22 protein-coding genes are annotated in these 21,535 nt (G+C 68.6%); 14 read left to right on the top strand and 8 right to left on the bottom strand.

All coding sequences use genetic code 11. The features are described 5' to 3' along the window. Positions 1-19: 19 nt before the first annotated feature. Positions 20-217, bottom strand: a complete 198-nt coding sequence (locus ACWPXK_RS12735) for a hypothetical protein (protein WP_454196250.1) — start codon at positions 215-217, stop codon at positions 20-22. 210 nt (positions 218-427) lie between these two features. Here ACWPXK_RS12735 and ACWPXK_RS12730 point away from each other — a divergent pair, with 210 nt between their 5' ends. Next, positions 428-883 carry an SRPBCC family protein gene (locus ACWPXK_RS12730; RefSeq protein ID WP_454196249.1) on the top strand — a complete coding sequence of 152 codons (456 nt, stop codon included), beginning with the start codon at positions 428-430 and terminating at the stop codon, positions 881-883. An 81-nt stretch (positions 884-964) separates the two neighbouring features. On the opposite strand, the gene ACWPXK_RS12725 is transcribed toward ACWPXK_RS12730, so the two are convergent. Next, a complete protein-coding gene (locus ACWPXK_RS12725; RefSeq protein WP_454196248.1) occupies positions 965-1,993 on the bottom strand; it encodes a beta-ketoacyl-ACP synthase III in 1,029 nt (342 codons plus the stop codon). Between the two features lie 220 nt (positions 1,994-2,213). Between ACWPXK_RS12725 and ACWPXK_RS12720 the strand changes: the two genes are divergently transcribed. The 6 genes from ACWPXK_RS12720 (at position 2,214) to ACWPXK_RS12695 (ending at position 7,363) form a co-directional block, all read left to right on the top strand. Beyond that, a complete protein-coding gene (locus ACWPXK_RS12720; protein ID WP_454196247.1) occupies positions 2,214-2,486 on the top strand; it encodes a GlsB/YeaQ/YmgE family stress response membrane protein in 273 nt (90 codons plus the stop codon). Between the two features lie 103 nt (positions 2,487-2,589). Continuing rightward, a complete protein-coding gene (locus ACWPXK_RS12715; protein WP_454196246.1) occupies positions 2,590-3,318 on the top strand; it encodes a phosphatidylserine decarboxylase in 729 nt (242 codons plus the stop codon). Beyond that, a complete protein-coding gene (locus ACWPXK_RS12710) occupies positions 3,318-4,238 on the top strand; it encodes a CDP-alcohol phosphatidyltransferase family protein (RefSeq protein ID WP_454196444.1) in 921 nt (306 codons plus the stop codon). The genes ACWPXK_RS12715 and ACWPXK_RS12710 overlap by 1 nt, the downstream gene beginning before the upstream one ends. 147 nt (positions 4,239-4,385) lie before the next feature. Continuing rightward, positions 4,386-5,414, top strand: coding sequence for an RNA polymerase sigma-70 factor (locus ACWPXK_RS12705; protein WP_454196245.1), 1,029 nt, complete (start codon positions 4,386-4,388; stop codon positions 5,412-5,414). 81 nt (positions 5,415-5,495) lie between these two features. Further along, a complete protein-coding gene (locus tag ACWPXK_RS12700) occupies positions 5,496-6,584 on the top strand; it encodes an NAD(P)/FAD-dependent oxidoreductase (RefSeq protein WP_454196244.1) in 1,089 nt (362 codons plus the stop codon). Positions 6,585-6,637: 53 nt separating this feature from the next. Then, entirely contained in the window at positions 6,638-7,363 is a 726-nt protein-coding gene (locus ACWPXK_RS12695) for a Clp protease N-terminal domain-containing protein (RefSeq protein ID WP_454196243.1), read from the top strand. 239 nt (positions 7,364-7,602) lie between these two features. Here ACWPXK_RS12695 and ACWPXK_RS12690 read toward each other — a convergent pair whose 3' ends face one another. Both ACWPXK_RS12690 and ACWPXK_RS12685 read right to left on the bottom strand, forming a co-directional pair. After that, positions 7,603-8,277, bottom strand: coding sequence for a suppressor of fused domain protein (locus tag ACWPXK_RS12690; RefSeq protein WP_454196242.1), 675 nt, complete (start codon positions 8,275-8,277; stop codon positions 7,603-7,605). A 59-nt stretch (positions 8,278-8,336) separates the two neighbouring features. Further along, a complete protein-coding gene (locus ACWPXK_RS12685; protein WP_454196241.1) occupies positions 8,337-10,430 on the bottom strand; it encodes an NAD(+) synthase in 2,094 nt (697 codons plus the stop codon). A gap of 151 nt (positions 10,431-10,581) precedes the next feature. Here ACWPXK_RS12685 and ACWPXK_RS12680 point away from each other — a divergent pair, with 151 nt between their 5' ends. Further along, positions 10,582-10,875 carry a hypothetical protein gene (locus ACWPXK_RS12680; RefSeq protein ID WP_330233360.1) on the top strand — a complete coding sequence of 98 codons (294 nt, stop codon included), beginning with the start codon at positions 10,582-10,584 and terminating at the stop codon, positions 10,873-10,875. A gap of 226 nt (positions 10,876-11,101) precedes the next feature. Beyond that, positions 11,102-12,727 carry a chaperonin GroEL gene (groL, locus tag ACWPXK_RS12675; RefSeq protein ID WP_040784310.1) on the top strand — a complete coding sequence of 542 codons (1,626 nt, stop codon included), beginning with the start codon at positions 11,102-11,104 and terminating at the stop codon, positions 12,725-12,727. A gap of 75 nt (positions 12,728-12,802) precedes the next feature. On the opposite strand, the gene ACWPXK_RS12670 is transcribed toward groL, so the two are convergent. Continuing rightward, positions 12,803-13,801: an SMP-30/gluconolactonase/LRE family protein gene (locus ACWPXK_RS12670; protein WP_454196240.1), complete on the bottom strand. Its 999-nt coding sequence runs from the start codon at positions 13,799-13,801 to the stop codon at positions 12,803-12,805. Positions 13,802-13,923: 122 nt separating this feature from the next. On the opposite strand from ACWPXK_RS12670, the gene ACWPXK_RS12665 reads away from it, so the two are divergent. Further along, positions 13,924-14,376: a MarR family winged helix-turn-helix transcriptional regulator gene (locus tag ACWPXK_RS12665; RefSeq protein ID WP_454196239.1), complete on the top strand. Its 453-nt coding sequence runs from the start codon at positions 13,924-13,926 to the stop codon at positions 14,374-14,376. A gap of 78 nt (positions 14,377-14,454) precedes the next feature. Here the strand turns inward: ACWPXK_RS12665 and ACWPXK_RS12660 are convergent, their stop codons facing one another. Further along, a complete protein-coding gene (locus ACWPXK_RS12660) occupies positions 14,455-15,630 on the bottom strand; it encodes an MFS transporter (RefSeq protein ID WP_454196443.1) in 1,176 nt (391 codons plus the stop codon). 49 nt (positions 15,631-15,679) lie between these two features. Between ACWPXK_RS12660 and ACWPXK_RS12655 the strand changes: the two genes are divergently transcribed. Further along, complete coding sequence (locus tag ACWPXK_RS12655) at positions 15,680-16,000, top strand: ArsR/SmtB family transcription factor (protein WP_454196238.1); 321 nt, start codon at positions 15,680-15,682, stop codon at positions 15,998-16,000. Position 16,001: 1 nt separating this feature from the next. Here ACWPXK_RS12655 and ACWPXK_RS12650 read toward each other — a convergent pair whose 3' ends face one another. Further along, positions 16,002-16,691, bottom strand: coding sequence for a ZIP family metal transporter (locus ACWPXK_RS12650; protein WP_454196237.1), 690 nt, complete (start codon positions 16,689-16,691; stop codon positions 16,002-16,004). Positions 16,692-16,815: 124 nt separating this feature from the next. Here ACWPXK_RS12650 and ACWPXK_RS12645 point away from each other — a divergent pair, with 124 nt between their 5' ends. The 3 genes from ACWPXK_RS12645 (at position 16,816) to ACWPXK_RS12635 (ending at position 19,479) form a co-directional block, all read left to right on the top strand. Further along, positions 16,816-17,640, top strand: a complete 825-nt coding sequence (locus ACWPXK_RS12645; RefSeq protein WP_454196236.1) for an HAD-IIA family hydrolase — start codon at positions 16,816-16,818, stop codon at positions 17,638-17,640. 308 nt (positions 17,641-17,948) lie between these two features. Continuing rightward, positions 17,949-18,581 carry a TetR/AcrR family transcriptional regulator gene (locus tag ACWPXK_RS12640; protein ID WP_454196235.1) on the top strand — a complete coding sequence of 211 codons (633 nt, stop codon included), beginning with the start codon at positions 17,949-17,951 and terminating at the stop codon, positions 18,579-18,581. 40 nt (positions 18,582-18,621) lie between these two features. Beyond that, positions 18,622-19,479, top strand: a complete 858-nt coding sequence (locus ACWPXK_RS12635; protein ID WP_454196234.1) for an alpha/beta hydrolase family protein — start codon at positions 18,622-18,624, stop codon at positions 19,477-19,479. Here ACWPXK_RS12635 and ACWPXK_RS12630 read toward each other — a convergent pair. Then, on the bottom strand, positions 19,476-21,533 hold the full coding sequence (locus ACWPXK_RS12630) for a prolyl oligopeptidase family serine peptidase (protein WP_454196233.1): 2,058 nt from the start codon (positions 21,531-21,533) through the stop codon (positions 19,476-19,478). The two genes, ACWPXK_RS12635 and ACWPXK_RS12630, sit on opposite strands and share 4 nt — an antisense overlap. Positions 21,534-21,535 lie beyond the last annotated feature (2 nt).

Raw genomic sequence — 21,535 nt, 5'->3', positions numbered from 1 at the left:
GTGGGCGTTCGCCCAGAGCTCAGAGGCGGTGGTGCAGGACGAGCTCGAGTTCGGTTGGAGTGAGCAGTCGCTCCAGGCGTTCTTCCTGGGCGGCCGCGCGTGCGCTGCGCGGTGACATCGACGCGTCAGGGGATCTGAGCCCGTTCTCGGGCTCGATTGCGGGTAGCAGCGGAACCTGGTCCGCCGGGCGACGATGCAGCAGTTCGCGCAGTTTCACGGCCGATCACCTCACGTTGGGACGCCGAAAAGTTGGAGGCAGTTTCTGATGCTTCATCTATCCGTTATTCTGCGCCGCGCATTACAGTGGCTGCCGCCCAAGTGGCGGAAATGTGACGCAACTGTCTTCCCATCTAAAATGTGCGTGAATCGTCCACACGCGCATCCGACGGATGGCCGTCGGTACGTCGCTCGTATCCGGGAGGCAGCGTTGCCGAACAACCTCGAAGCCGCCATCGACATCTCCGCGCCCCCCGAGCAGGTGTGGGCGGTGATCGCCGACCTGAAGCGGATGCCGGAGTTCAGCCCGCAGTGTGTGCGGATGGTGGTGCTCGGCCCGCCCAAAGCGGGCACCTGGACGGTCAACCTCAATCGCGACGGTAAGAAGTACTGGCCCACCACCGCCCGCATCGTGCGGTATGAGCCGAACCGGGCATTCGCCTTCCGGGTCAACGAGAACCGTACCGTGTGGAGCTACACCCTGGAGCCGACGGAGACCGGAACCAGGCTGATCGAACGCCGGGACGTGCCCAACGGCACCACCTGGTTGTCCCGCAGGGCGATCAACGCGGCGCTCGGTGGCGAGGCCCCGTTCGAGGAGGCGCTGGTGCGTGGCATGAACGAAACACTCGGCAAGATCAAGACCGCGGTCGAGGCGCGCGGCTGATCCCTGCGGTGTGTCGAGGGCCGACACCGACGCATGGGCCGAGTTCGCCGGAGTGCCGCTACGGCACCCCGGCGAGCAGCGCTACTTCCAGTTGGGCAGGTTCACGACCTGGGCCGCGTACGAGAGCCCCGCGCCGAACGCGATGAGCAGCGCGGTGTCACCCGGCTTCGACTCGCCCTTGCGCAGCAGCGCCTCCATGGCCAGCGGGATCGACGCGGCGGAGGTGTTGCCCGACTCCTCGATGTCGTTGGCGAGCGCGCAGTGTTCGGGCAGCTTCAGCACCCGGGCCATGATCTCGATGATCCGGCCGTTGGCCTGGTGCGGGATCATCGCGTCCAGGTCGTCGGGGGACAGGCCGGCGCGGTCGATCGCGTCGCGGCACACCTTCTCCAACGAGTGCGCGGCCCAGCGGAACACCGCGGTGCCCTCCATGGCCATGTAGGGCCGTACCGCGTCCAGGCCCTTTTCGTCGATCTCGGCGAAGTACTCCATCCAGTCCTTGTCCTGCCGGATGGCGTGGTGCTGGGTGCCGTCCGAGCCCCACACGGTGGGACCGATGCCCGGCTCGTCGGACGGGCCGACGATCACCGCGCCCGCACCGTCGGCGAAGAGGAAGGCGGTGGAGCGATCGGTCGGGTTGACCGTGTTGGTCAGTTTCTCCACGCCGATCACCAGGACGTGCCCGGCCGTCCCGGCCCGGACCAAGTCCGACGCCAGCGCGATCGAGTGGCAGAAGCCCGCGCAGCCGGCCGAGACGTCGAAGGCGGCGGCGCCGTTCATGCCGAGTTCGGTGGCGATGCGCGGGGCGGCGGCCGGGGTCAGCAACAGGTGCGTCGACGTAGCAACGATCACGCAATCGACTTGGTCGACCGCGATGCCGGAAGATTCCAGCGCCCCGCGCGCGGCGCCGACGCTCATGCTCTGAATCGTTTCCGACTCGTCGGCGAACCGTCGGGTCTTGATGCCCGACCTGGTCCGGATCCACTCGTCGCTCGAGTTGATCGGACCCGCCACCTCGTCGTTGGTGACCACTCGAGCAGGGCGGTATACGCCGAGCCCGAGGATCGCCGTGTGCTCTGCCCCGGTGGTCTGGGTGATGCGAGCAGCCATCTGCGTCTCCTATGTACCTGCGGCGGCGCCGCCGGGTTCTACCCGAAGCATCGATATCGGTCCCTCATCCGCCACTGCCCATCCGAGGATAGACATGAGGCTTCCTCATATTAGCCCGAGAGTCGCTCATCTGGCGCGCGTATTTCGACAATCCGTGGGTATCTCGTCGAACACGCCACTGCTGTCCGAGGCGTGGCCCGATTATTGATGTGAGGACACCATGCTCGGTCTCGGAATCATCGGATGGATCATCATCGGCGGTCTGGCCGGATGGATCGCCAGCAAGATCATGAAGACGGACGCTCAGCAGGGCATCCTGCTCAATATCGTCGTCGGAGTGATCGGCGGCCTGCTCGGTGGGTTCCTACTGAAGGTGCTCGGCGTCGACGTCGAGGGCGGCGGCCTCTGGTTCAGCTTCTTCACCTGCCTGGGTGGTGCGGTCATCCTGTTGTTCCTGGTGCGGCTGGTCACCGGAAGCAGGATCAGGTCCTGACCCCGCGTGCCACAGGCTCCTTTCCCGTAAGGTGTGAACGCTTGCGCCGGTCCTATCCTTGACAGGGCGCAACCCGTCTGCATCGAGCACGAAAGAGGAGCCTGTGGCCCGCCGTCCCACCCCGCCCGGCACGCCTGAACGCACCGGAGTCGGCCACGTCGTCGATCTGGTCCGTCACGCGATCCCTCCGCTGCATCCCGCCGGGCTCCCGTTCGTGGCCGCGCCGCTGGCGGTCGCCGTCCTGGGCGGCAAGCGCACGTGGGTGCGCCGGACGGGACTGGCCGCCGCGGCGGCCTGCGCGACCTTCTTCCGGCATCCGCACCGGGTGCCACCCAACCGGCCCGGCGTCGTGGTCGCCCCCGCCGACGGTGAGGTCGCCTTGGTCGACACCGCCGCTCCGCCCGCGGAACTCGGGCTCGGCGATCAGCCGCTGCCCCGGGTCAGCATCTTCTTGTCGGTGCTGGACGTGCACGTGCAGCGCACTCCGGTCTCCGGCGTGGTGCGCACCGTGCTGCACCAGCCCGGCCAGTTCCGTTCCGCCGACCTGCCCGAGGCCAGCTCGGTGAACGAGCGCAACAGCATGGTGCTGGAAACGCCGGAGGGCAGCCAGGTCGTCGTCGTGCAGATCGCCGGTCTGCTCGCCCGCCGGATCGTCTGCGACGCTCAGGTCGGCGACGTGCTCACCATCGGCGACACCTACGGCTTGATCCGCTTCGGCTCGCGGGTCGACACCTATTTCCCGCTCGGCACCGAACTGCTCGTGCAGCCAGGCCAGCGCACCATCGGCGGCGAGTCCGTGCTCGCCGTGCTCGGCTCCACCGCTGACGCGTGATGGAAGCGGCGGTACCCAACCAGCGGCGGCGACGGAGGACCATCCGGCTGCTGCCGAGCATCGTCACCATCTTGGCGCTGTGCGCCGGACTGTCCGCGGTGAAGTTCGGCCTCGACGGCAAGCTCGGCATCGCGCTGGCCATGATCGGCGCGGCGGCCGTGCTGGACACCCTCGACGGCAGGCTGGCCAGGATGCTGGACGCCACCACGAAGATGGGCGCCGAGCTGGATTCGCTGTCGGACGCCATCTCCTTCGGCGTCGCCCCCGCACTCGTGCTCTACGTGACCCTGCTCAGCAGCAACAGTGTGGGCTGGATCGTCGCGCTGCTGTTCGCTGTCAGCATCGTGCTGCGGCTGGCTCGATTCAACACCCTGATGGACGACGACACCCGGCCGGACTGGGCGCGGGAGTACTTCGTCGGCGTGCCGGCTCCGGCGGGCGCGCTGATCGCGATGGTGCCGGTGGCGCTGCTGGTGCAGTTCGGCGACGGCTGGTGGGTGGGCTTCTACGAGGTCGCGGCGTGGACGGTGTTCGCGGCGGCGCTGTGCGTCAGCACGATTCCGACGCTGGCGATGAAGTCGGTGTCGGTGGCGCCGCAGGCGGCGGCCGGGCTGCTGGTGCTGGTCGCGCTCGCGGCGGCGGCGCTGGTGACCTATCCGATCGTGCTGCTGCTGGTGCTGGTCGTGCTGTACCTGGGCCATATTCCGTTCGCCTGGCATTCCCAGCGCTGGGTGGCCGCGCGGCCGGAGACCTGGCAGCACAAGCCCGCCGAGCGGCGCGCACAGCGTCGCGCGGACCGGCGGTTACCCGCGATCCGTCGTCCGGTGATCCGCGGCTCCTCCGCCCGGCTGCGCCTGCGCCGCCCCGGCGCCAAGCAGCGCCAAAACGGAAATCTGCCACCCGGCGGGAATCTTTCGTAGCCCTCTCGGGTGACAACTGATTTGCTGAGTACATGGGTAACTCGTCGGGCACGCCCAGAACTGATACGGCGCTAACGCAGGACCTGAACGGAAATCCCGCGTCACCCGACTGGTACGGCCTAAAGACTCGGAGAGGCGGGTCAGCACATGGGTAACTCGTCGGGCACGCCCAAACCAGTAGCGGCACCAAACGCAGGACCTGAACGCAGATCTCGCGTCACCCAACCAGTACGGCCTGAAGACGCGGAGAGGCGGGTTGGCCTGCTGGAGTTCGAGGAGCACCGGCCGCGGCTGTTCGCGCTCGCCTACCGGATGCTCGGCTCGGCGAGCGAGGCCGAGGATGCCGTGCAGGAGACCTATCTGCGTTGGGACGGGGCCGACCGCGACGAAATCCGCTCCGCGGAGGCGTGGTTGAGCACCGCGCTGGTCAATCTGTGCCGCACCTGGCTGGTTTCGGCACGGGCCAGGCGGGAGAACTACGTCGGACCGTGGCTGCCCGAGCCGGTGCCGACCGCGAACGGCGAGCTCGGTCCGCTGGAGACCGTCGAAGAGCGCGAACTGGTCTCTTTCGCGCTGCTGACCGCGATGGAGCGACTGAGTCCGGTCGAACGGGCCGTCTTCGTGCTGCGCGAGGCATTCGGGTACGCGCACCGCGAGATCGCCGACATGCTCGATGTGACCGAGGCCAACTCGCAGCAGATCTTCCGGCGGGCGGGCCAGCGCGTGCGAGAAGGACGGGCTCGCTTCGGCGTTCCGGCCGAGCACGCTCGTGAGCTGGTCGAACGGTTCTTGAAGGCGGCGCGCGAGGGCGATGTCAAGTCGCTGGAGCAGATGCTCACCGCCGACGTGACCGCGACGGCCGACGGCGGCGGTCTGATCAACGCGGCCCGTCGCCCGATACACGGCGCGAACCATGTGGCACGGTACCTCGCCGGCTTGCTGCGCTGGGAGGTGCCGGGGATGCGATTGCTCGTCGAGGAGGTCAACGGCGCGCCCGCCGTGGTGGCGCGTGTGGATGGGGCGCCATTGCTCGTGGTGGGGATGGATGTGGCCGACGGCGCGGTCGCTGCGCTGCGGTTGATCGTCAACCCGGAGAAGCTGGCCTATTTCGCCATGTCGAGCGGGTCGAACAGCGTGGAGGGCACGCTCCCCGCGCGGCCTCGCCGTCCCTTGTGACGCGCTTCACGGTGCTGGTCTGTCAGGATTCGATGGCCTGTCCGGTCTGAAGGGTGATGGCCGATCGAAAGGAGCCACATCATGACCGGACAGCATCGGATCGTCGTCCTCGGCGCCGGGTACGCGGGGCTGGCGGCGGCCCGCAGGCTCGCACGCACGGCGCGCGACGCGCGAATCACCGTGGTGGACGCCCACGCGGCGTTCGTCGAGCGGGTGCGGCTGCACCAGCAGGCGGCCGGGCAACGGATTCCGGCTTGGGATCTGCGGGAACTGCTGGAACGTAAGGGCATCGACTTCGTACATGCCGTCGCAACGGACATCGACACGACCGGGAAGCGCGTGGTGCTCGACGTGGCGCCCGCTCTGGAGTACGACACCCTGATCTACGCGCTCGGCAGCGTGGCCGACGCCGAGCGCGTGCCGGGCGTGGCGGAGCACGCGTACTCCATTGCGACGCAGGAGGACATGAAGAACCTGGTCGTGCCGCGCGGAACGGTCGTGGTGGTCGGGGCCGGGGCAACCGGGATCGAGCTGGCGGCCGAACTGGCCGAGTCGAACCCGGATAACCGGGTGTTATTGATCGCTTCGGATGAACCGGGTGCCTGGCTGTCGCCGCGCGCGCGAACGCATATCCGGCGGACACTCGAGCGGCTCGGGGTGGAGATCCGCTCGGACGTCAAGGTGATCGAAGTGACGTCCGCGGGCGTCCGACTGGCCGACGGTGCACTGGTCGAGGCGGCGGCGACGGTGTGGACCACGGGTTTTCGCGTGCCGGGCCTCGCCGCCCGCTCGGGGCTCGCGGTGGACTCCGACGGCCGCGTGCTGACCGACGCCACCCTGCGCTCGGTGTCGCATCCGGACGTCTACGCCGCGGGTGACGCCGCCGTTGTCGCGGGGCCCGGCGGGCGCGAGCTACGCATGGCCTGTGCCACGGCGCTGCCTACCGGCAAGCACGCGGCCGATGCCGTCGTCGCGAAGGTACGCGGGGCCGAGCCGCGGCCGCTGCGGTTCCGGTACGTGCTGCAGTGCCTGAGCCTGGGCCGACGCGACGGGCTGGTCCAGTTCGTGCACGCCGACGACGCACCGGGCGGGATGGTGCTGACCGGACGAACCGCGGCGTGGGTGAAGGAACGGATAGTGCGCGGCGCGTCCTGGGCGGCCCGGCCCTGAGCGATCGTCAACCAATGGTTGACGACCTGGTGTCGTCAACCTATGGTTGACGCATGACATCGCCATTCCGCCTCGACGATCTGATCGAGGGCATCAAGAAAGCCCGTCCCGACAACGTGCTCGAGCAGCTGTCCGACGCTGTTGTCCTGGCGAACCACCTCGACGAACTGGCCGATCACCTGATCGGCCATTTCGTGGACCAAGCCCGCCGCTCGGGGGCCTCCTGGACCGACATCGGCGCCAGCATGGGCGTCAGCAAGCAGGCCGCGCAGAAGCGGTTCGTGCCCAAAGTGCCCGACCCGGGCGCCGCCGCGGCCATGGACCCGAACGCGGGCTTCGCCCGGTTCACCCAGCGGGCGCGCCAGGTGGTGATGGCCGCGCAAGAGGCCGCCCGCAGCGCGGGGAACCCGGAAATCGGCGTGGGGCACGTAGTGCTCGGGCTGCTCACCGAACCGGAGGGGCTCGCGGTGAAGGAACTGCTCACCCACGGCATCGCGCTGGACGTGCTCTCCGCCGCCGCCACCGCCTCCCTGCCGCCGAGCGAGGGCGAGGTCCCCGCGCTGGTCCCGTTCGGCCCGGAGGCGAAGAAGGTCTTGGAGCTCACCTTCCGCGAGGCGCTGCGCTTGGGGCACAACTACATCGGTACCGAGCACATGTTGCTCGCCCTGCTCGAGCAGGAGAACGGTTCCGGACTGCTCAGCGACCTCGGCATGGACAAGGCCCGCACCGAAGCGCACCTGATCGAGCTGCTCTCGGCGTTCACGCCAGGGAAGTCCTGATCCGGCGGTGGGCGGCGGGAAGCTTCGCGTGGCCACCGCGCTCGCCGTGGCCATACTGGTGATCGGCGTGGCGCGTCGATCGGCTTCCGATCACCGAATCCGCAACGTGATCAACGGGGTCCGCGGCGCGCATGCCGCGCGGGCGCGCCGTCGCCGGGCGCTGCGGACCCGAGGAGCGGGTATCGCCGGGCCGCGTCGAAGCGCTCCGGTCGCACGCCACACGACGCGAGTGGCCTGAATTACGCCCGCCCGGCCAGACCACCGCCCCACCGCGGCCAGCGGGCCTGCGGTTTCGGCTCGGAGACCAGCGGCTCGCGGTGGATGTCGGTGACGTACAGGGGGAGGTGGGGTTCCAGCCGGGCGAGCAATTCGAGGCCGCGTCCGCCCTGCGCCGTACGGTATTCCGGCATGGTGAGGCCGACGAGCTGCAGGAACCGGACCCGGCCGTGCGGGCTGTCGATGGTGCCCAGTTCGGGGTCGGTCACGAAGCAGACGGCATGACTGGTGCAGTCCGCATGGCCTGCCGCGATCGGTCCGTTCGACTTGATGGTGTGTCCCGGCTCGAACCACTTGCCGGACTGGAAGACGTAGCGCGCCAGGTTCTGCAGAAAGTTCGCCGGCCACGCGGGCGGTTCGGTCTGCTCGGGCCCGCGCGCCAGGCGGAAGGTCAACTCGAAGCCCCAGCCGGATTCCGCCGGGTTGTCCCACTCCTTCTCGTACAGCTCGGTCATGCCGTAGCCGACGTAGTGCCAGTGCGGTACCGGGTCGGTGCGGGAGTACGCGCTGATCCCGTCGAGCGGGTCGGGTCCGCCGAGGGACCACGGGTGGTCGGGGGCCCAGTGGAAGGGTTCGATATCGCCGTACAGCGGCCGCAACGCGCCGTCGATGGCATCCCAGCCGGGTTTCTCACTCACCCCGCCACCATAAGCACGCGCCGCCCGGCCGCATTCGGGGCGTCAGGTGCCGTGCCCGGTCAGGAGTCCGGCACGTTGCGGGCGAGCTCGTCCAGCCAGGCGGCCGCCGACGCGTCGCTCGGTGCGCGCCAGTCGCCGCGGGGGGAGAGCGATCCACCGGAGCCGACCTTCGGCGCGTTCGGCAGCGTCGAGCGCTTGAACTGGCTGGTTTGCACGAAGCGGCGCAGGAATTCGGCCAGCCAATGCTTGATCGTGGCCAGGTCGTAGGCATTGCGCTGGTCGGCGGGCACGAGGTCGGGCCAGCGCCCGGCAGTGGGATCGGACCAGGCGTGCCGGGCCAGATAAGCGATGCGGCTGGGGCGGTAGCCGAAGCGCAACAGGTAGTACAGATGAAAATCCTGCAACTCGTACGGGCCCACCGTGGCTTCCGAACTCTGGCTCGGCACCGAGGAATCCGTGTGCGGAATCAGCTCGGGGGAGATCTCGGTGCGCAGAATCGACGACAGCACCTCGCCCGCTTCGGGTCCGAACTGCTCGGTGTCCACTGCCCAGGCGATCAGGTATTTGATCAACGTCTTGGGCACCGAGGCGTTGACGCTGTAGTGCGCCATGTGATCCCCGACGCCGAACGTGCACCAGCCGAGCGCGAGCTCGCTCAGGTCGCCCGTGCCGACCACCAGCGCGCCGTGCTGATTGGCCAGCCGGAACAGGTGCGAGGTCCGCTCGCCCGCCTGCACGTTCTCGTAGGTGATGTCGTAGCGCGCCATGCCGTCGGCGGCCGGATGGCCGAGGTCGCGCAGCATCTGGGTGGCCGAAGGGCGGATGTCGATCTCGGTCGCCGTGACGCCGAGCGCCGTCATCAGGCGGTGCGCGTCGGTCCGGGTCCTGGTGCTGGTCGCGAACCCGGGCATGGTGTAGGCCAGCACGTTCTCCCGCGGCAGGCCGAGCCGGTCCATCGTCTTGGCCGCCACGATCAGCGCCTGAGTGGAGTCCAACCCGCCGGACACTCCGATCACCACGCGCTCGAGCCCTGTCGCGCGCAATCGCGTGCTCAGCCCCTCGACCTGGATGTGGTGCACCTCGGCGCAGCGCTCGTTGCGCACGGCGGGATCGGCGGGGACGTAAGGGAAGCGCTCGATGTCGCGGCGCAGCGCAACCGCTTCTTCGGGGATCGGCAGCCGCACCTCGACGCGGCGCATCGCGGCCAACCGGTCGCGGTGGTCGTGCACGTTGTCGGCGAAGCTCGTGGTGCGCAACCGATCCGCCGCGAGCCGGCGCAGGTCCAGGTCGGCGGTGACCAGCTGGGGATGATCGCAGAATCGCTCGCCCTCGGCGAGCAGGTCGCCGTTCTCGCAGATCAGCGCCTGCCCGTCCCAGGCGAGGTCGGTGGTCGACTCGCCGTGCCCGGCGGCGGAATACAAATACGCCGCGAGATAGCGAGCCGAGTGCGAGGTGCACAGCGCCCGCCGGTAGTCCGCCTTCCCGATGACGATATTGCTCGCGGACAGGTTGACCAGCACCGTCGCCCCGGCCAGCGCGGCGAAGCCACTGGGCGGCAAGGGAACCCACCCGTCCTCGCAGATTTCCAGGTGAAAGGTGAAATCCTCCAGGTTGCTCGCGTGGAACAGCAGGTCGGACCCGAACGGCGCCCGGTGTCCCGCGATCGTGACCTGGTCTTCCAGCGCTTCCCGCGCCGCCGCGAACTGACGCTTCTCGTAGTACTCCCGGTAGTTCGGCAGATAGCTCTTCGGCGCCACGCCGAGCACGACGCCGCGGCAGATCGCGACCGCGCAGTTGAACAGCCTGCCCTGCGCCCGCACCGGTGCGCCGACCACGAGCACCGTGTCGAGGTCCGTGCTCGCCGCGACGACCCGCTCCAGCGCCGCCTCGACCGCGACGTCCAGCGCGTCTTGGTGGAACAGGTCGTCGGCGGTATACGAGGACAAACCCAGCTCGGGAAACACCGTCAGCACCGCACCGGCCGCCGCGGCCTGTCCGGCCAGCTCGACGGTCTGCTCGACGTTGTAGGTGGGATCGGCCACCCGGGCCCGTGGCACCGCCACCGCCACTCGGGCGAACCCGTGCCGGTACAGCGAATCGAACGGCAGGTCGGCCACCGTATACCCCTTCGGGATCACCTGATCACGGTCCATCCGGAATCTACGCCGCGTCGGACGTCCAGGTGCGTTGTTGGGTTCCCGGCGAGCGCAGGACCAGCGCACCGGCCTGCTCTTTTACCGCCGCAGCCGGGTGGGGCTGATCGTCCGGCCCGAGATGTGAACCGACGACGGCTAAGCTATAGCAATGGCGGATGAAATGGATTCCGACCTAATAGCGGGGGAACGGCGCGCAGACCTGCTGCGCGCACTTTCGTATGTGTCCACCGAGTCTCAACCCGACGGCAGCTATGTGGTGAACGGCGACCTGCCGCCGGACGTGGCGCCGCCGTTCATTCGCGCGATCATGCGGGTGGAGGCGGAGTTGCTGCTGCACGACGCCGAGCTCGTCACCGTCGAGGGCGGCGAGCCCCGCACGCCCGAGGAACGTCGCACGGACGCCTTCGTCGCCTTGGTCCTGCGCGTCGACGACCGCCCGTAACGCGGCGCGGCGGCGCGGGATGACCTTGCACTCGGCACCCCTGAGTGCTAATAATGCTCTTGGCACTCTCGACCTGTGAGTGCCAGGTCGGGCCGGTGAGACCGGGTTCCATCGACACCCTCGGTCGTCCGTCGCGGGCACCGCACCTGGCCAGCGTAAATGGGGCGATCCAAACCTGCGGTCGTCCTGTGTGTCAGCCATACACATGGAGGATCTCAACAACGCCATGGCCAAGACAATTGCGTATGACGAAGAGGCCCGTCGCGGTCTCGAGCGGGGTCTGAACAGCCTCGCCGACGCGGTCAAGGTGACGCTGGGCCCCAAGGGTCGCAACGTTGTCCTGGAGAAGAAGTGGGGCGCCCCCACGATCACCAACGATGGTGTGTCCATCGCCAAGGAGATCGAGCTGGAGGACCCGTACGAGAAGATCGGCGCCGAGCTGGTCAAGGAAGTCGCCAAGAAGACCGACGACGTCGCGGGCGACGGCACCACCACCGCCACCGTGCTCGCTCAGGCGCTGGTGCGCGAGGGCCTGCGCAACGTCGCGGCCGGCGCCAACCCGCTCGGCCTGAAGCGCGGCATCGAGAAGGCCGTCGAGGCCGTCACCGCCAAGCTGCTCGACACCGCCAAGGAGGTCGAGACCAAGGAGCAGATCGCCGCCACCGCCGGTATCTCGGCGGGCGACGCGTCCATCGGTGAGCTGATCGCCGAGGCCATGGACAAGGTCGGCAAGGAAGGCGTCATCACCGTCGAGGAGAGCAACACCTTCGGCCTCCAGCTGGAGCTCACCGAGGGTATGCGCTTCGACAAGGGCTACATCTCGGGCTACTTCGTCACCGACCCGGAGCGTCAGGAAGCGGTCCTCGAGGACCCGTACATCCTGCTGGTCGGCTCGAAGGTCTCCACCGTGAAGGACCTGCTGCCGCTGCTGGAGAAGGTCATTCAGGCGGGCAAGCCGCTGCTGATCATCGCCGAGGACGTCGAGGGCGAGGCCCTGTCCACCCTGGTGGTCAACAAGATCCGCGGCACCTTCAAGTCCGTCGCGGTCAAGGCGCCTGGCTTCGGTGACCGCCGCAAGGCGCAGCTGGCCGACATCGCCATCCTGACCGGTGGCGAGGTCATCAGCGAAGAGGTCGGCCTCTCGCTGGAGGCCGCGGGCGTCGAGCTGCTCGGCCAGGCGCGCAAGGTCGTCGTCACCAAGGACGAGACCACCATCGTCGAGGGCGCTGGCGACGCGGAGGCGATCAAGGGCCGGGTCGCGCAGATCCGCACCGAGATCGAGAACTCCGACTCGGACTACGACCGCGAGAAGCTGCAGGAGCGCTTGGCCAAGCTGGCCGGCGGTGTCGCGGTGATCAAGGCGGGCGCGGCCACCGAGGTGGAGCTCAAGGAGCGCAAGCACCGCATCGAGGACGCCGTCCGCAACGCGAAGGCCGCCGTCGAGGAGGGCATCGTCGCCGGTGGTGGCGTCGCCCTGCTGCAGTCGGCTCCCGCTCTGGACGAGCTGAAGCTCAGCGGTGACGAGGCCACCGGTGCGAACATCGTGAAGGTCGCGCTGTCGGCTCCGCTGAAGCAGATCGCGTTCAACGCGGGCCTCGAGCCCGGTGTGGTCGCCGAGAAGGTTTCCAACCTGCCCGCGGGCCACGGCCTGAACGCCGACTCGGGCGAGTACGAGGACCTGCTGGCCGCCGGCGTCGCCGACCCGGTCAAGGTCACCCGTTCGGCCCTGCAGAACGCCGCCTCCATCGCGGCGCTGTTCCTGACCACCGAGGCCGTGGTCGCCGACAAGCCGGAGAAGGCCGCCGCTCCCGCGGCCGACCCGACCGGCGGCATGGGCGGCATGGACTTCTGAGTCCGGCCACCCGGCAACACCTGTCGAACCGGAAGCCGGTCCACCTTCGGGTGGGCCGGCTTCCGGCGTTCGGGGTCAGATTCCGTCGACGGTGACCACCGCGAAAGGCTTCGGGGTGCCCGGGCCCATCGGGCCGCCTTTGTCGAACTGGGACGAGACGATCAGGGTTCGGTTCCCGTCGCGGACCAGAGTCGTGGGAATGCCCAGGGACACGTCGGTGTGCTGGTGCGTGCGCGTGGCGGTGGCGCCGTCGTCGGAGATGGTCCAGCGGCTGATGGTGTTGGTCGTGTTGTGGGCTACCCACAGGGTGCCGTCGCGCAGGTCGAGTCCGTCGCCCTGCCGCAGATCGCCGCCGTGCAGGGTCACCTTGCCGACCGGGTTCGCTTCCGGAGTCAGGGCTACCCGGTACAGGTTGCCGCGGGGCATGTCGACGGTGAGCAGATAGCGACCTGCCGGGTCGGCGACGATGCCGTTCAGGGTGAACGTGCCCGGCTCGATCGGTCCGAGGGTGGAGCGCAGGTCGACGTGCGGGCTCAGCTCGCCGCGTCCGCCCTTGGCGATCGCTGCGGCCAGTTGGTCAGGGGTGACGCGATAGATGACCGACCGGATGCTGTCGGTCAAGTACGCCGTGCCGTCCGAGGTGATGACGAGGTCGTTCACGAAGCGCGGGTCGGCGCCGGGCACGGTGAAGTCGGCCAGCAATGAGCGAGTCGCGATGTCGTACACCGCGACGCCGGTAGTCGAGTCGGTCACCCACAAACGGCCCGCCGTGTCGGCTTTCAAGCCGTTGGCCGTCTTGTGGCCGTGTGCGCCTTCGGGCAGGAAAACTTCGGCCTGCCGAGCGTTCGGCGTCGCGCGATACACCGCGCCCGTGGTGTAGGAGCCGACGTAGCTGTCTCCGGTGCGGGCATCCAGCGCGATGCCCTCCGGGTAGATCCGGTCGCCGGGGAGTTCGTAAGCGGTGTGGACGTGCGTGGCCGGCGCGTCGTCGCCCGTTCCGCAGGCCACCAGCGCGGTGCTCGCGATTCCGGCGGCCAGGGTCGACAGGACGCGGCGGGGCAGTGTGTGGGACATCCTCTACCTCTTCGAGGTCATGCGGTCAGATGGACTCACTTCGAAGTGTGTGCACGAATCTAGATTAGAGTTCTAATGCTCGTCAATGCTCTATCGAGAAGACGGGCGGATACGATGCGGTCATGACGCCCATGCCCGCCTCCGAACGGATCGGTTCGTATGTCAAGCGCGCCGAGCAATCCCTGAACGCGGCCAAGAACGCCGCGTTGAAGCCGGTGGGCATCACCGTCGCGCAGTACGCCGCGCTGCTGTTCCTCGCCGAGAACCCCGGTATCTCGGCCGCCGCCCTCGCGCGGTTGTGCGGAGTCACGCCGCCGACCATGAACACCGTGCTGAGCAACCTGCAGGATCGCGGGCTGATCGCACGCACCCCGCATGCGTGGCACAAGAACGTGCTGGAGACGACCCTGACCGACGCGGGCACGGCGGTCATGCGCGACGCGGACGCCCGCGCGATCCGCGTCGAACGCGCCTTGGCCGAGGAGTTCACCGAGGAGGAGCGAACGACGCTGCTCGCCCTGCTGGTCCGCTGCGCCGACCGGCTGGACACCATTCGCCCGGAGTCGGGCAGCTGACCGCAGTTCGAATGTTCGCGCGCCCGGAAATCGCCGCTACCCGATCCGGTGCATTGCGGACCGTCGCGCGTGCCGGTTTCAGGCCGCGACGGTGGTCGGCGACTCGCTGCGAGAGCGTCCCTGCGGTACGGCCAGCGCCAGCGCGAGGGCGGCGATGAGCGCGGACGTCCAGGGCAGCCATCCGCTGCCGGAGGTGTCCAGCACCGCGGCGCCGACCAGTGAGCCGATGCCCGCGCCGAGGTAGATGGCCGAGCCGTTGAGGCCGAGGGCGACGGTGGGCGCGTCGTGGGCGATGCCGAACAGGCGATGCTGTTGCGGTATCAGGATCGCCGAGCCGAAGAGCCCGGTCATGGCCAAGACGGCGAACACCGCCCATGCCGTATGGACGACGGCGCCGAGCAGTGTCAGGCCCACCAGCGCGCCGACGAGCCCCACGGTCAGCGTGCGCCGTGAACCGTAGCGGTCGACGGCGCGACCCGCCTGTGCGTTGCCGATCACCTGGCCGATGCCCATGGCCAGCATCAGCCAGGCGAGCATGCTCTGCGGCACCGATGCCGCGACGACCACCGGCAGGTAGACGATGGTGGTGTAGACGGCGGTGATCTGCGCCGTCGTCACGAGTAAGACGCGCAGTACCGGCGGCCGGACCAGCACGCCGATTCGCTCGCGAAGTCCGGTGCTGGGCAACGTCACTCGGGGCAGCAGCAGGACCAGCGCCGCGGCGACCGCCCCGCCGAGCGCGATTGCCCACAGCACACCGCGCCAGCCGATCCAGCGCTCGACGAAGACGCCGATCGGCACGCCCGCGACGCTGGACAGGGTGATGCCGGCGGTCACGATCGACAACGCCCGCCCGCGGTGCGCGTCGTCGGCGAGCACGCCCGCGACGGCGAAGGCATTGGCCTGAAACGCCGCCGCCCCGATGGCCGCCACGACGCGCGCCGCGGCCACCACGGCGAAGCTCTCACCGGCGGCCTGCCCGATCATGCCGATCACGAAAAGCGCTGCGCCGCCACCCAGTAGCAAGCGACGGTCCCATGGTCCGGTGGCCGCGGCGATCAACGGCGAGGCGATGGCGTAGGTCCAGGCGAACAAGGTGGTGAGCTGCCCGGCGGTGGACACCGAGACGTGCAGGTCGGCGGCGATGAGGGGCAGCAGGCCGCTGAGCACGAAGCCGTCTGTGCCGAGCACGAAGGTGCCTACGGCGAGTGGGAGGAGCGAGCGATACAGATCATTCGATGATTGTCGAAGCATCATAGAATGAGAGTGGGATACGATTCGATTGTTGTCAAATGATCGGAGGATGGAGATGCGCCAGCTGCCGCAGCCGAGTACCGCCGACATCGATCTGGTCCGGGTGCTCAGCGCCTTGGCCGACCCGGTCCGGCTGGAACTGGTGCGCGCGCTTGCCGGCGTGCGAGAACCGTTGAGCTGCAACGTCAAAGAATTCGACGTGGAAATCACCGCCGCGACCGCCTCGCACCACTGGAAGGTGCTGCGCGACGCAGGCGTGACGACGACGTTCGCGTCCGGCCGCAACCGCCTGGTCGAGTTGCGTCGCGAGGACCTGGATCAGCGCTTCCCGGGTCTGCTGGACGCGGTCATCGCCGGTGCCCAGCGCTGACTCAGCCGCCGAGTACGAAGGCTACGAGAAAGCCCGCCGCCGTGGCCATTCCGATCCACCAGCCGCCCTCGCGGTAGGCCTCGGGCAGCAGCGAGTCGGCGAGTACCGCGACCGTCGCGCCGCCCGCGAATGCCTGCACGGCGCTGATGTGCGTGGGGGAAAGGTTGTCCGACAAGAGGTTTCCCAGCACGGTGACCAGCACGAGCGCCGTCGCGGTCGCCGCCCAGAGCCACAGCGTGCGGCGCTGCGCGACGCCGTGCTGATCCCGCATCAGCGCGGCCCCGCTGATCGCCTCGGGCACATTGCCGACGACCACGGCCACCAGCAGGACCATGCCGCCGCCCGCGGTCAGCGAGACGCCGAGCGCGGTGTTCTCCGGAACGCCGTCGAGCAACGTGCCGAGCATCAGGGCCCAGCCGAGCGCGCGCGGCCCCAGCTTGTTCTCGATGAGATGGTTCGCGACCACGTAGACGCCCGCGCCGGCGAACAGCGCCACTCCGGCGATCACGGCGCCTGCCTGGTGGAACGCGGGCTCGAACAGTTCGACGGACGCCGCCGCGATCAGGGTGCCCGCACCGAAGGCCATCAGCGAGGCGAGCACCACTTTCGGTAGCTGCCAGCGCAATCCGACGGCGGCGCCCAAGACCAGCGGCACGCCTGTCCCGAGTCCGTAGAGCAGCGCGGTGAGCATGCTTCAGCCTAAGTCGGGTGGACGCGTCGAGCCGCCGACGACTCCGCGGCGGGCTTCCGGGCCGCGCCCGCCGGTCCAGAGCTGTCCCCGGGCGCTCGAAGGCCGTTGGTCGTACGCTGAAGCCATGTCCGACCGCGGCCGGATCCGAGGCGTGCTGTACGACATCGACGGCGTCCTGGTGACCTCCTGGCAGGAGATCGAGGGCGCCGCCACCGCGGTGCGCCGGATCCGCGACGGCGGACTGCGCCGGGCGTTCCTCACCAACACAACCTCACGTACCTGCGCCGAGATCGCGGAACGTCTCTGCGGCACCGGAATCGACGTCGAGCCAGCCGAGATCGTCACGGCCGCAAGGCTCACCGCCGAGTTCGTGGGGCGCCGCTATCCCGGCGCCAATGTCTGGGTGCTCAACCACGGCGACATCGCAGCGGACCTCACCGGCGTGACGCTCGACGACGACCAACCCGACGTGGTGGTAATCGGCGGAGCGGGACCGGAGTTCACGCATTCGGCGCTGAGCCGGGTGGCGGAGTTGATGCTGGACGGCGTGCCGGTCGTCGCCATGCACAGCGGGCTCACCTGGGCGACGGCCGAGGGACTGCGCATCGATGCGGGCGCGTACCTCCCCGGCTTGGAGGCCGCGGGCAATGCGCGGATCGAGGTGGTCGGAAAGCCCGCCGCGCCGGGCTTCCGCACCTGCGCGGAATTGATGGGGCTCGATCCGGCGGAGGTGTTGATGATCGGCGATGATCTGCACTCGGATGTGCTTGCGGCGCAAGACGCCGGGTTGACCGGCGTGTTGGTACGCACCGGAAAATTCCGGCCCGGAGTGCTGGCATCGGCCGAGCGTTCGCCCGATCACGTCATCGATTCCGTGGTCGCGCTGCCTGATTTACTGGCCGATCTTCGCGCGGCGGGCGAATCCCCCGTAACCGGCGAATCGGTTTGATTCAAAAAATTCTACGGTTTCCCTCTAAAATTGCCCGCAAACGCGGAGCGCCTGGGTATCGTCTCTGTCGGCAAATAGCCAGTGACAGGCAAGTCATACGGTCAGATCGGAGTTGCTGAATGGCTGATCCGCTAACGAGCGTGCGTCTGCGGAAACTACTATGGTCGCCGGGCTTTTGGTCCGGCGACCAATTAATGAGCTAGCCACTGCATAGCCAACTTTCGGCTAACACCCGTTCGGCCGAAGGTTGTAACGAAGGGCCCGATCGATGACGATGCGATCGGGCCCTTTCTGTATTGTCTGGCCCAATGTCACAGGATGCGAATACGGGTCGAATGTATGCCGGGCAACCCGTGGAGGACCGGCAACGTCAGCGGCGTGCGCGTTTTCTGGAGTCAGGCCTGACGGTCTTCGCGCGCGACGGCTACGCCAATAGTTCGGTCGGCGCCATCTGCAAGGACGCCGGACTCTCCTCGCGACAGTTCTACGAGGAGTTCACCGGTCGCGAGTCGCTACTCCTAGAGCTCTACGAGCAGATCGATCGGGAGTCGCGGGACGCTGTGAAGAAGGCGTTGGACGCGAAGTCCGGTGCGAGCGCGTTGGATGTCATCGACGCCGCCGTGCGTTCCTATGTCGAATCCATCGGCTCCGATCCGCGCAAAGCGCGCGTCGCGCTGGTCGAGGTCGTCGGCGCGGGCCCGAAGGTGGAGAAGTTCCGCCTCGCGGTGCGCCGGGAGTGGGGCTCGCTGCTGGCCGGCGCCGCCGAGGACGCGGCCCTGCACGGCGAGATACCCACCGGCGACTACGAGATGCGCATGCTCGCGATCATCGGCGCGGTCAACTACGTGGTGGATTCGTGGAGCGGCGCGGACCCGCGCCCGCCGCTGGACGACGTCATCCGGGTGCTGAGCAAGGTGATCATCGGCGCGGTCGGCGCGTAGCGTGCGCGACCGGGCCCGACCGGCGCGGTAGCGTGCCGACATGCAGACAGTTCCGATCCAGATGCCGGACGGCACCACGGTTCCGGTGCGGTTGATCCCGGCCGAGGGCACGCACCGGCACCCGGTCACGCCGGACGCGCCGCGTCCGGTCGTGGTGATCGTGCCCGGTCTCGGCGTTCCGGCCGGGTACTACGAACTGTTCGCCTCGGGCCTGGCGGCGCGCGGGTTCGACGTGGCCATCGGCGAGTTGCGCGGCAACGGCGACAGCAGGCCGAAGCCGAGCTCCGCCAGCACATTCGGCTACCACGAGCTGGTCTCGGTCGACTTCCCGGCGATCTTCGAGGTGGTGCGCGACCAGTTCCCGGACAGCACGCCGTATCTGCTCGGCCACAGCATGGGCGGCCAGCTCGGTGTCATGTACGCCGCCCGCATCCGCGGCAGGCTGGGCGGGCTCATCCTGGTCGCTTCGGGCACCCCGTATTACCGTGGCTACCGGGGACTTTCGGGGCCGGGCATGCTGGTCGGCACCGCGGCGATGTCGCTGACGGCGAACCTGGCGGGCTTCTGGCCCGGCGACCGCGTCTCGATGGGTTTCGGCCGCCAGTCCAAGGTGCTGATCTCGGACTGGGCCCGGCTGGCACGCACCGGCCGCTTCGTCCCGGTGGGCGCGGACATCGATTACGAGGAGCGGATCGCACGGCTGAAACTGCCGGTCCTGTCCATCACGATGACCGGCGACGAGCTCACTCCGCCCAGCTCCGCCGAGCACCTGCTGGACAAACTGCCGAACGCGGAGGTGACGCGCTGGCGGCAGCCGGAAGCGCTCGGCCACAACGGCTGGATCCGGCAGTCCACCAGCACCGTCGACCAGATCGAGAAGTGGCTGCGCGACCGCTAGGCGCGTCGTTCGATCAGCATCTGGGTGAAGAACTCGTAGATCAGCGCCGCCTGGAACGCGGACTGCTTGTTGTCCGCCGCGCCGCCGTGGCCGCCCTCGATGTTCTCGTGGTACCAGAATTCGTGACCCTGGGCCTCCAGCAGCGCGGCCATCTTCCTGGCGTGGCCTGGGTGCACCCGGTCGTCCCTGGTCGAGGTGGTGAGCAGGATCGGCGGGTAGGCGCGGTCGGCGCGCGCGTTCTGGTAGGGCGAGTACTTGCTGATGTACTCCCATTCCTCCGGCTTGTCCGGGTCGCCGTACTCGGCCATCCACGAGGCACCCGCGAGCAGCAGGTGGTAGCGCTTCATATCCAGCAGCGGCACCTGGCAGACGATCGCGCCGAACAGCTCGGGATAGCGGGTCAGCATCACGCCCATGAGCAGTCCGCCGTTGCTGCCGCCGACCGCGCCGAGCTGGTCGGCGGTGGTGATGCCGCGCGTGACAAGGTCTTTGGCGATGGCGGAGAAGTCCTCGTACACCTTGTGCCGGTTGGCCTTCTGCACCGAAGTGTGCCACTGCGGCCCGTACTCGCCGCCGCCGCGGATATTGGTCATCACCCAGGTGCCGCCGCGCTCCAGCCAGCCCATGCCCGACGCGCCGCTGTAGGCCGGGGTGCGCGACACCTCGAAGCCGCCGTAGCCGGACATCACCGTCGGGCCGGGCACGTCCTTGCGGTCGCGGTGGCGGATCACGAAGTACGGCACCCGCGTCCCGTCCTCGGACTCGGCGAAGAACTGCTCGGTCTCGACCCCCGCGGCGTCGAAGAATCCGGGTTCCTGTTTCAGCTGCTCGGTCTGCCCGCCGACGGAACTGGCCAGCAAGGTGGCCGGGGTGGTGAAGCCGCTGGTGCTCAGCATGAACTCGTCGCCGCCCTCCAACGGGTCGAGGCTCAGCACGCTGGTGGTCGCCATCGGCGGGGTATCGGCCAGCGGCTCACGCCGCCAGCCCGCCGCGCTCGGGGTGAGCACGTGCAGCTTGGTCTGCACGTCCTCGAGCGTGGCCAGCAGCAGATGATTCTCCGTCCAGGCGTAGCCGTGCAGCGAGGTGTGCGGGTCAGGGGTGAAGATCACCTCGAATTCCCGGGCGCCGGACAGGAACTTCTCGAAATCGGCCGCCAGCAGCGCGCCTGCCGGAAAGGATTTCCCGCCCACTTCCCACGGCGACTTCAGCCGGACCAGCAGCCAGTCCTTGTACCACGATTCGCTGGCGTCGCTGGGGATGTCGAGGTGCCGTAGCGTGCCGTCCGCTTCGAGCAGGTAGACCTCCTCGTTGAAGAAGTCGGTGGCGCGGCCGATGTAGTGCCGCTCGTAGCCGGGCGTCCGGTCGTAGCCCGCCGAGACCGCGACATCGCCCGGCTCGCCCTCGAAAACCGTCGTCGCCTCCGTCAATGCGGTGCCGCGGCGCCACAGTTTCGCGATCCGCGGATACCCCGAATCGGTCAGCGAGCCCGGCCCGAAATCGGTGCCGACGTATACGGAGTCGATATCGATCCACCGGATCTCCGACTTCGCCTCGGGCAGGAAGTAGCCGCCGTCATCGGGGTCGAGGAACACCTTGCGTTCGATGTCGAACTCGCGCACCACCTTCGCGTCGGCCCCGCCGCGCGACAGGCTGACCAGTGCGCGGGACTGTTCCGGGCGCAGCACCGCGGCGCCGCCCCACACCCAGTTCTCGTCCTCGTCGGCGGCGACCGCGTCCAGGTCGATCAGCACATCCCAGTCCGGGGCGTCCTTGCCGTACTCGGCGAACGTGGTACGCCGCCAGAGGCCGCGCGGGTGCTGCGCGTCCCGCCAGAAGTTGTACAGCCACGGACCGCGACGGGCGGGGTAGGCGATCTTGGTGTCCGTGTCGAGCATGTCCAGGATGCGGCGTTCCAGCTCGCGGAACCGCTCGGAGTCGGCGAACCTCTCGTGCACGACGGCGTTGTGCGCGCGAGCCCAGTCCAGGACGCGCTCGTCGGTCACTTCTTCGAGCCAGAGGTAAGGGTCGGTCACATTCTGCTCAACGCCGCTCATGC

It is taken from the genome of Nocardia sp. Marseille-Q1738, assembly GCF_965283145.1.
The sequence above is the reverse complement of the archived record's forward strand: the minus strand, read 5'-3'. Positions and strand labels throughout refer to the sequence as shown.

Bases quoted from the DNA above. Each gene is read 5' to 3' on its own strand.
- ACWPXK_RS12650 (WP_454196237.1), bottom strand. From the start codon at position 16,691: ATGCTCACCGCGCTGCTCTACGGACTCGGGACAGGCGTGCCGCTGGTC.
- ACWPXK_RS12710 (WP_454196444.1), top strand. From the start codon at position 3,318: ATGGAAGCGGCGGTACCCAACCAGCGGCGGCGACGGAGGACCATCCGG.
- ACWPXK_RS12635 (WP_454196234.1), top strand. From the start codon at position 18,622: ATGCAGACAGTTCCGATCCAGATGCCGGACGGCACCACGGTTCCGGTG.
- ACWPXK_RS12720 (WP_454196247.1), top strand. From the start codon at position 2,214: ATGCTCGGTCTCGGAATCATCGGATGGATCATCATCGGCGGTCTGGCC.
- ACWPXK_RS12640 (WP_454196235.1), top strand. From the start codon at position 17,949: ATGTCACAGGATGCGAATACGGGTCGAATGTATGCCGGGCAACCCGTG.
- ACWPXK_RS12630 (WP_454196233.1), bottom strand. From the start codon at position 21,533: ATGAGCGGCGTTGAGCAGAATGTGACCGACCCTTACCTCTGGCTCGAA.
- ACWPXK_RS12645 (WP_454196236.1), top strand. From the start codon at position 16,816: ATGTCCGACCGCGGCCGGATCCGAGGCGTGCTGTACGACATCGACGGC.
- ACWPXK_RS12705 (WP_454196245.1), top strand. From the start codon at position 4,386: ATGGGTAACTCGTCGGGCACGCCCAAACCAGTAGCGGCACCAAACGCA.
- ACWPXK_RS12685 (WP_454196241.1), bottom strand. From the start codon at position 10,430: ATGGACCGTGATCAGGTGATCCCGAAGGGGTATACGGTGGCCGACCTG.
- groL (WP_040784310.1), top strand. From the start codon at position 11,102: ATGGCCAAGACAATTGCGTATGACGAAGAGGCCCGTCGCGGTCTCGAG.
- ACWPXK_RS12665 (WP_454196239.1), top strand. From the start codon at position 13,924: ATGACGCCCATGCCCGCCTCCGAACGGATCGGTTCGTATGTCAAGCGC.
- ACWPXK_RS12655 (WP_454196238.1), top strand. From the start codon at position 15,680: ATGGAGATGCGCCAGCTGCCGCAGCCGAGTACCGCCGACATCGATCTG.
- ACWPXK_RS12660 (WP_454196443.1), bottom strand. From the start codon at position 15,630: ATGCTTCGACAATCATCGAATGATCTGTATCGCTCGCTCCTCCCACTC.
- ACWPXK_RS12725 (WP_454196248.1), bottom strand. From the start codon at position 1,993: ATGGCTGCTCGCATCACCCAGACCACCGGGGCAGAGCACACGGCGATC.
- ACWPXK_RS12670 (WP_454196240.1), bottom strand. From the start codon at position 13,801: ATGTCCCACACACTGCCCCGCCGCGTCCTGTCGACCCTGGCCGCCGGA.
- ACWPXK_RS12700 (WP_454196244.1), top strand. From the start codon at position 5,496: ATGACCGGACAGCATCGGATCGTCGTCCTCGGCGCCGGGTACGCGGGG.
- ACWPXK_RS12695 (WP_454196243.1), top strand. From the start codon at position 6,638: ATGACATCGCCATTCCGCCTCGACGATCTGATCGAGGGCATCAAGAAA.
- ACWPXK_RS12680 (WP_330233360.1), top strand. From the start codon at position 10,582: ATGGCGGATGAAATGGATTCCGACCTAATAGCGGGGGAACGGCGCGCA.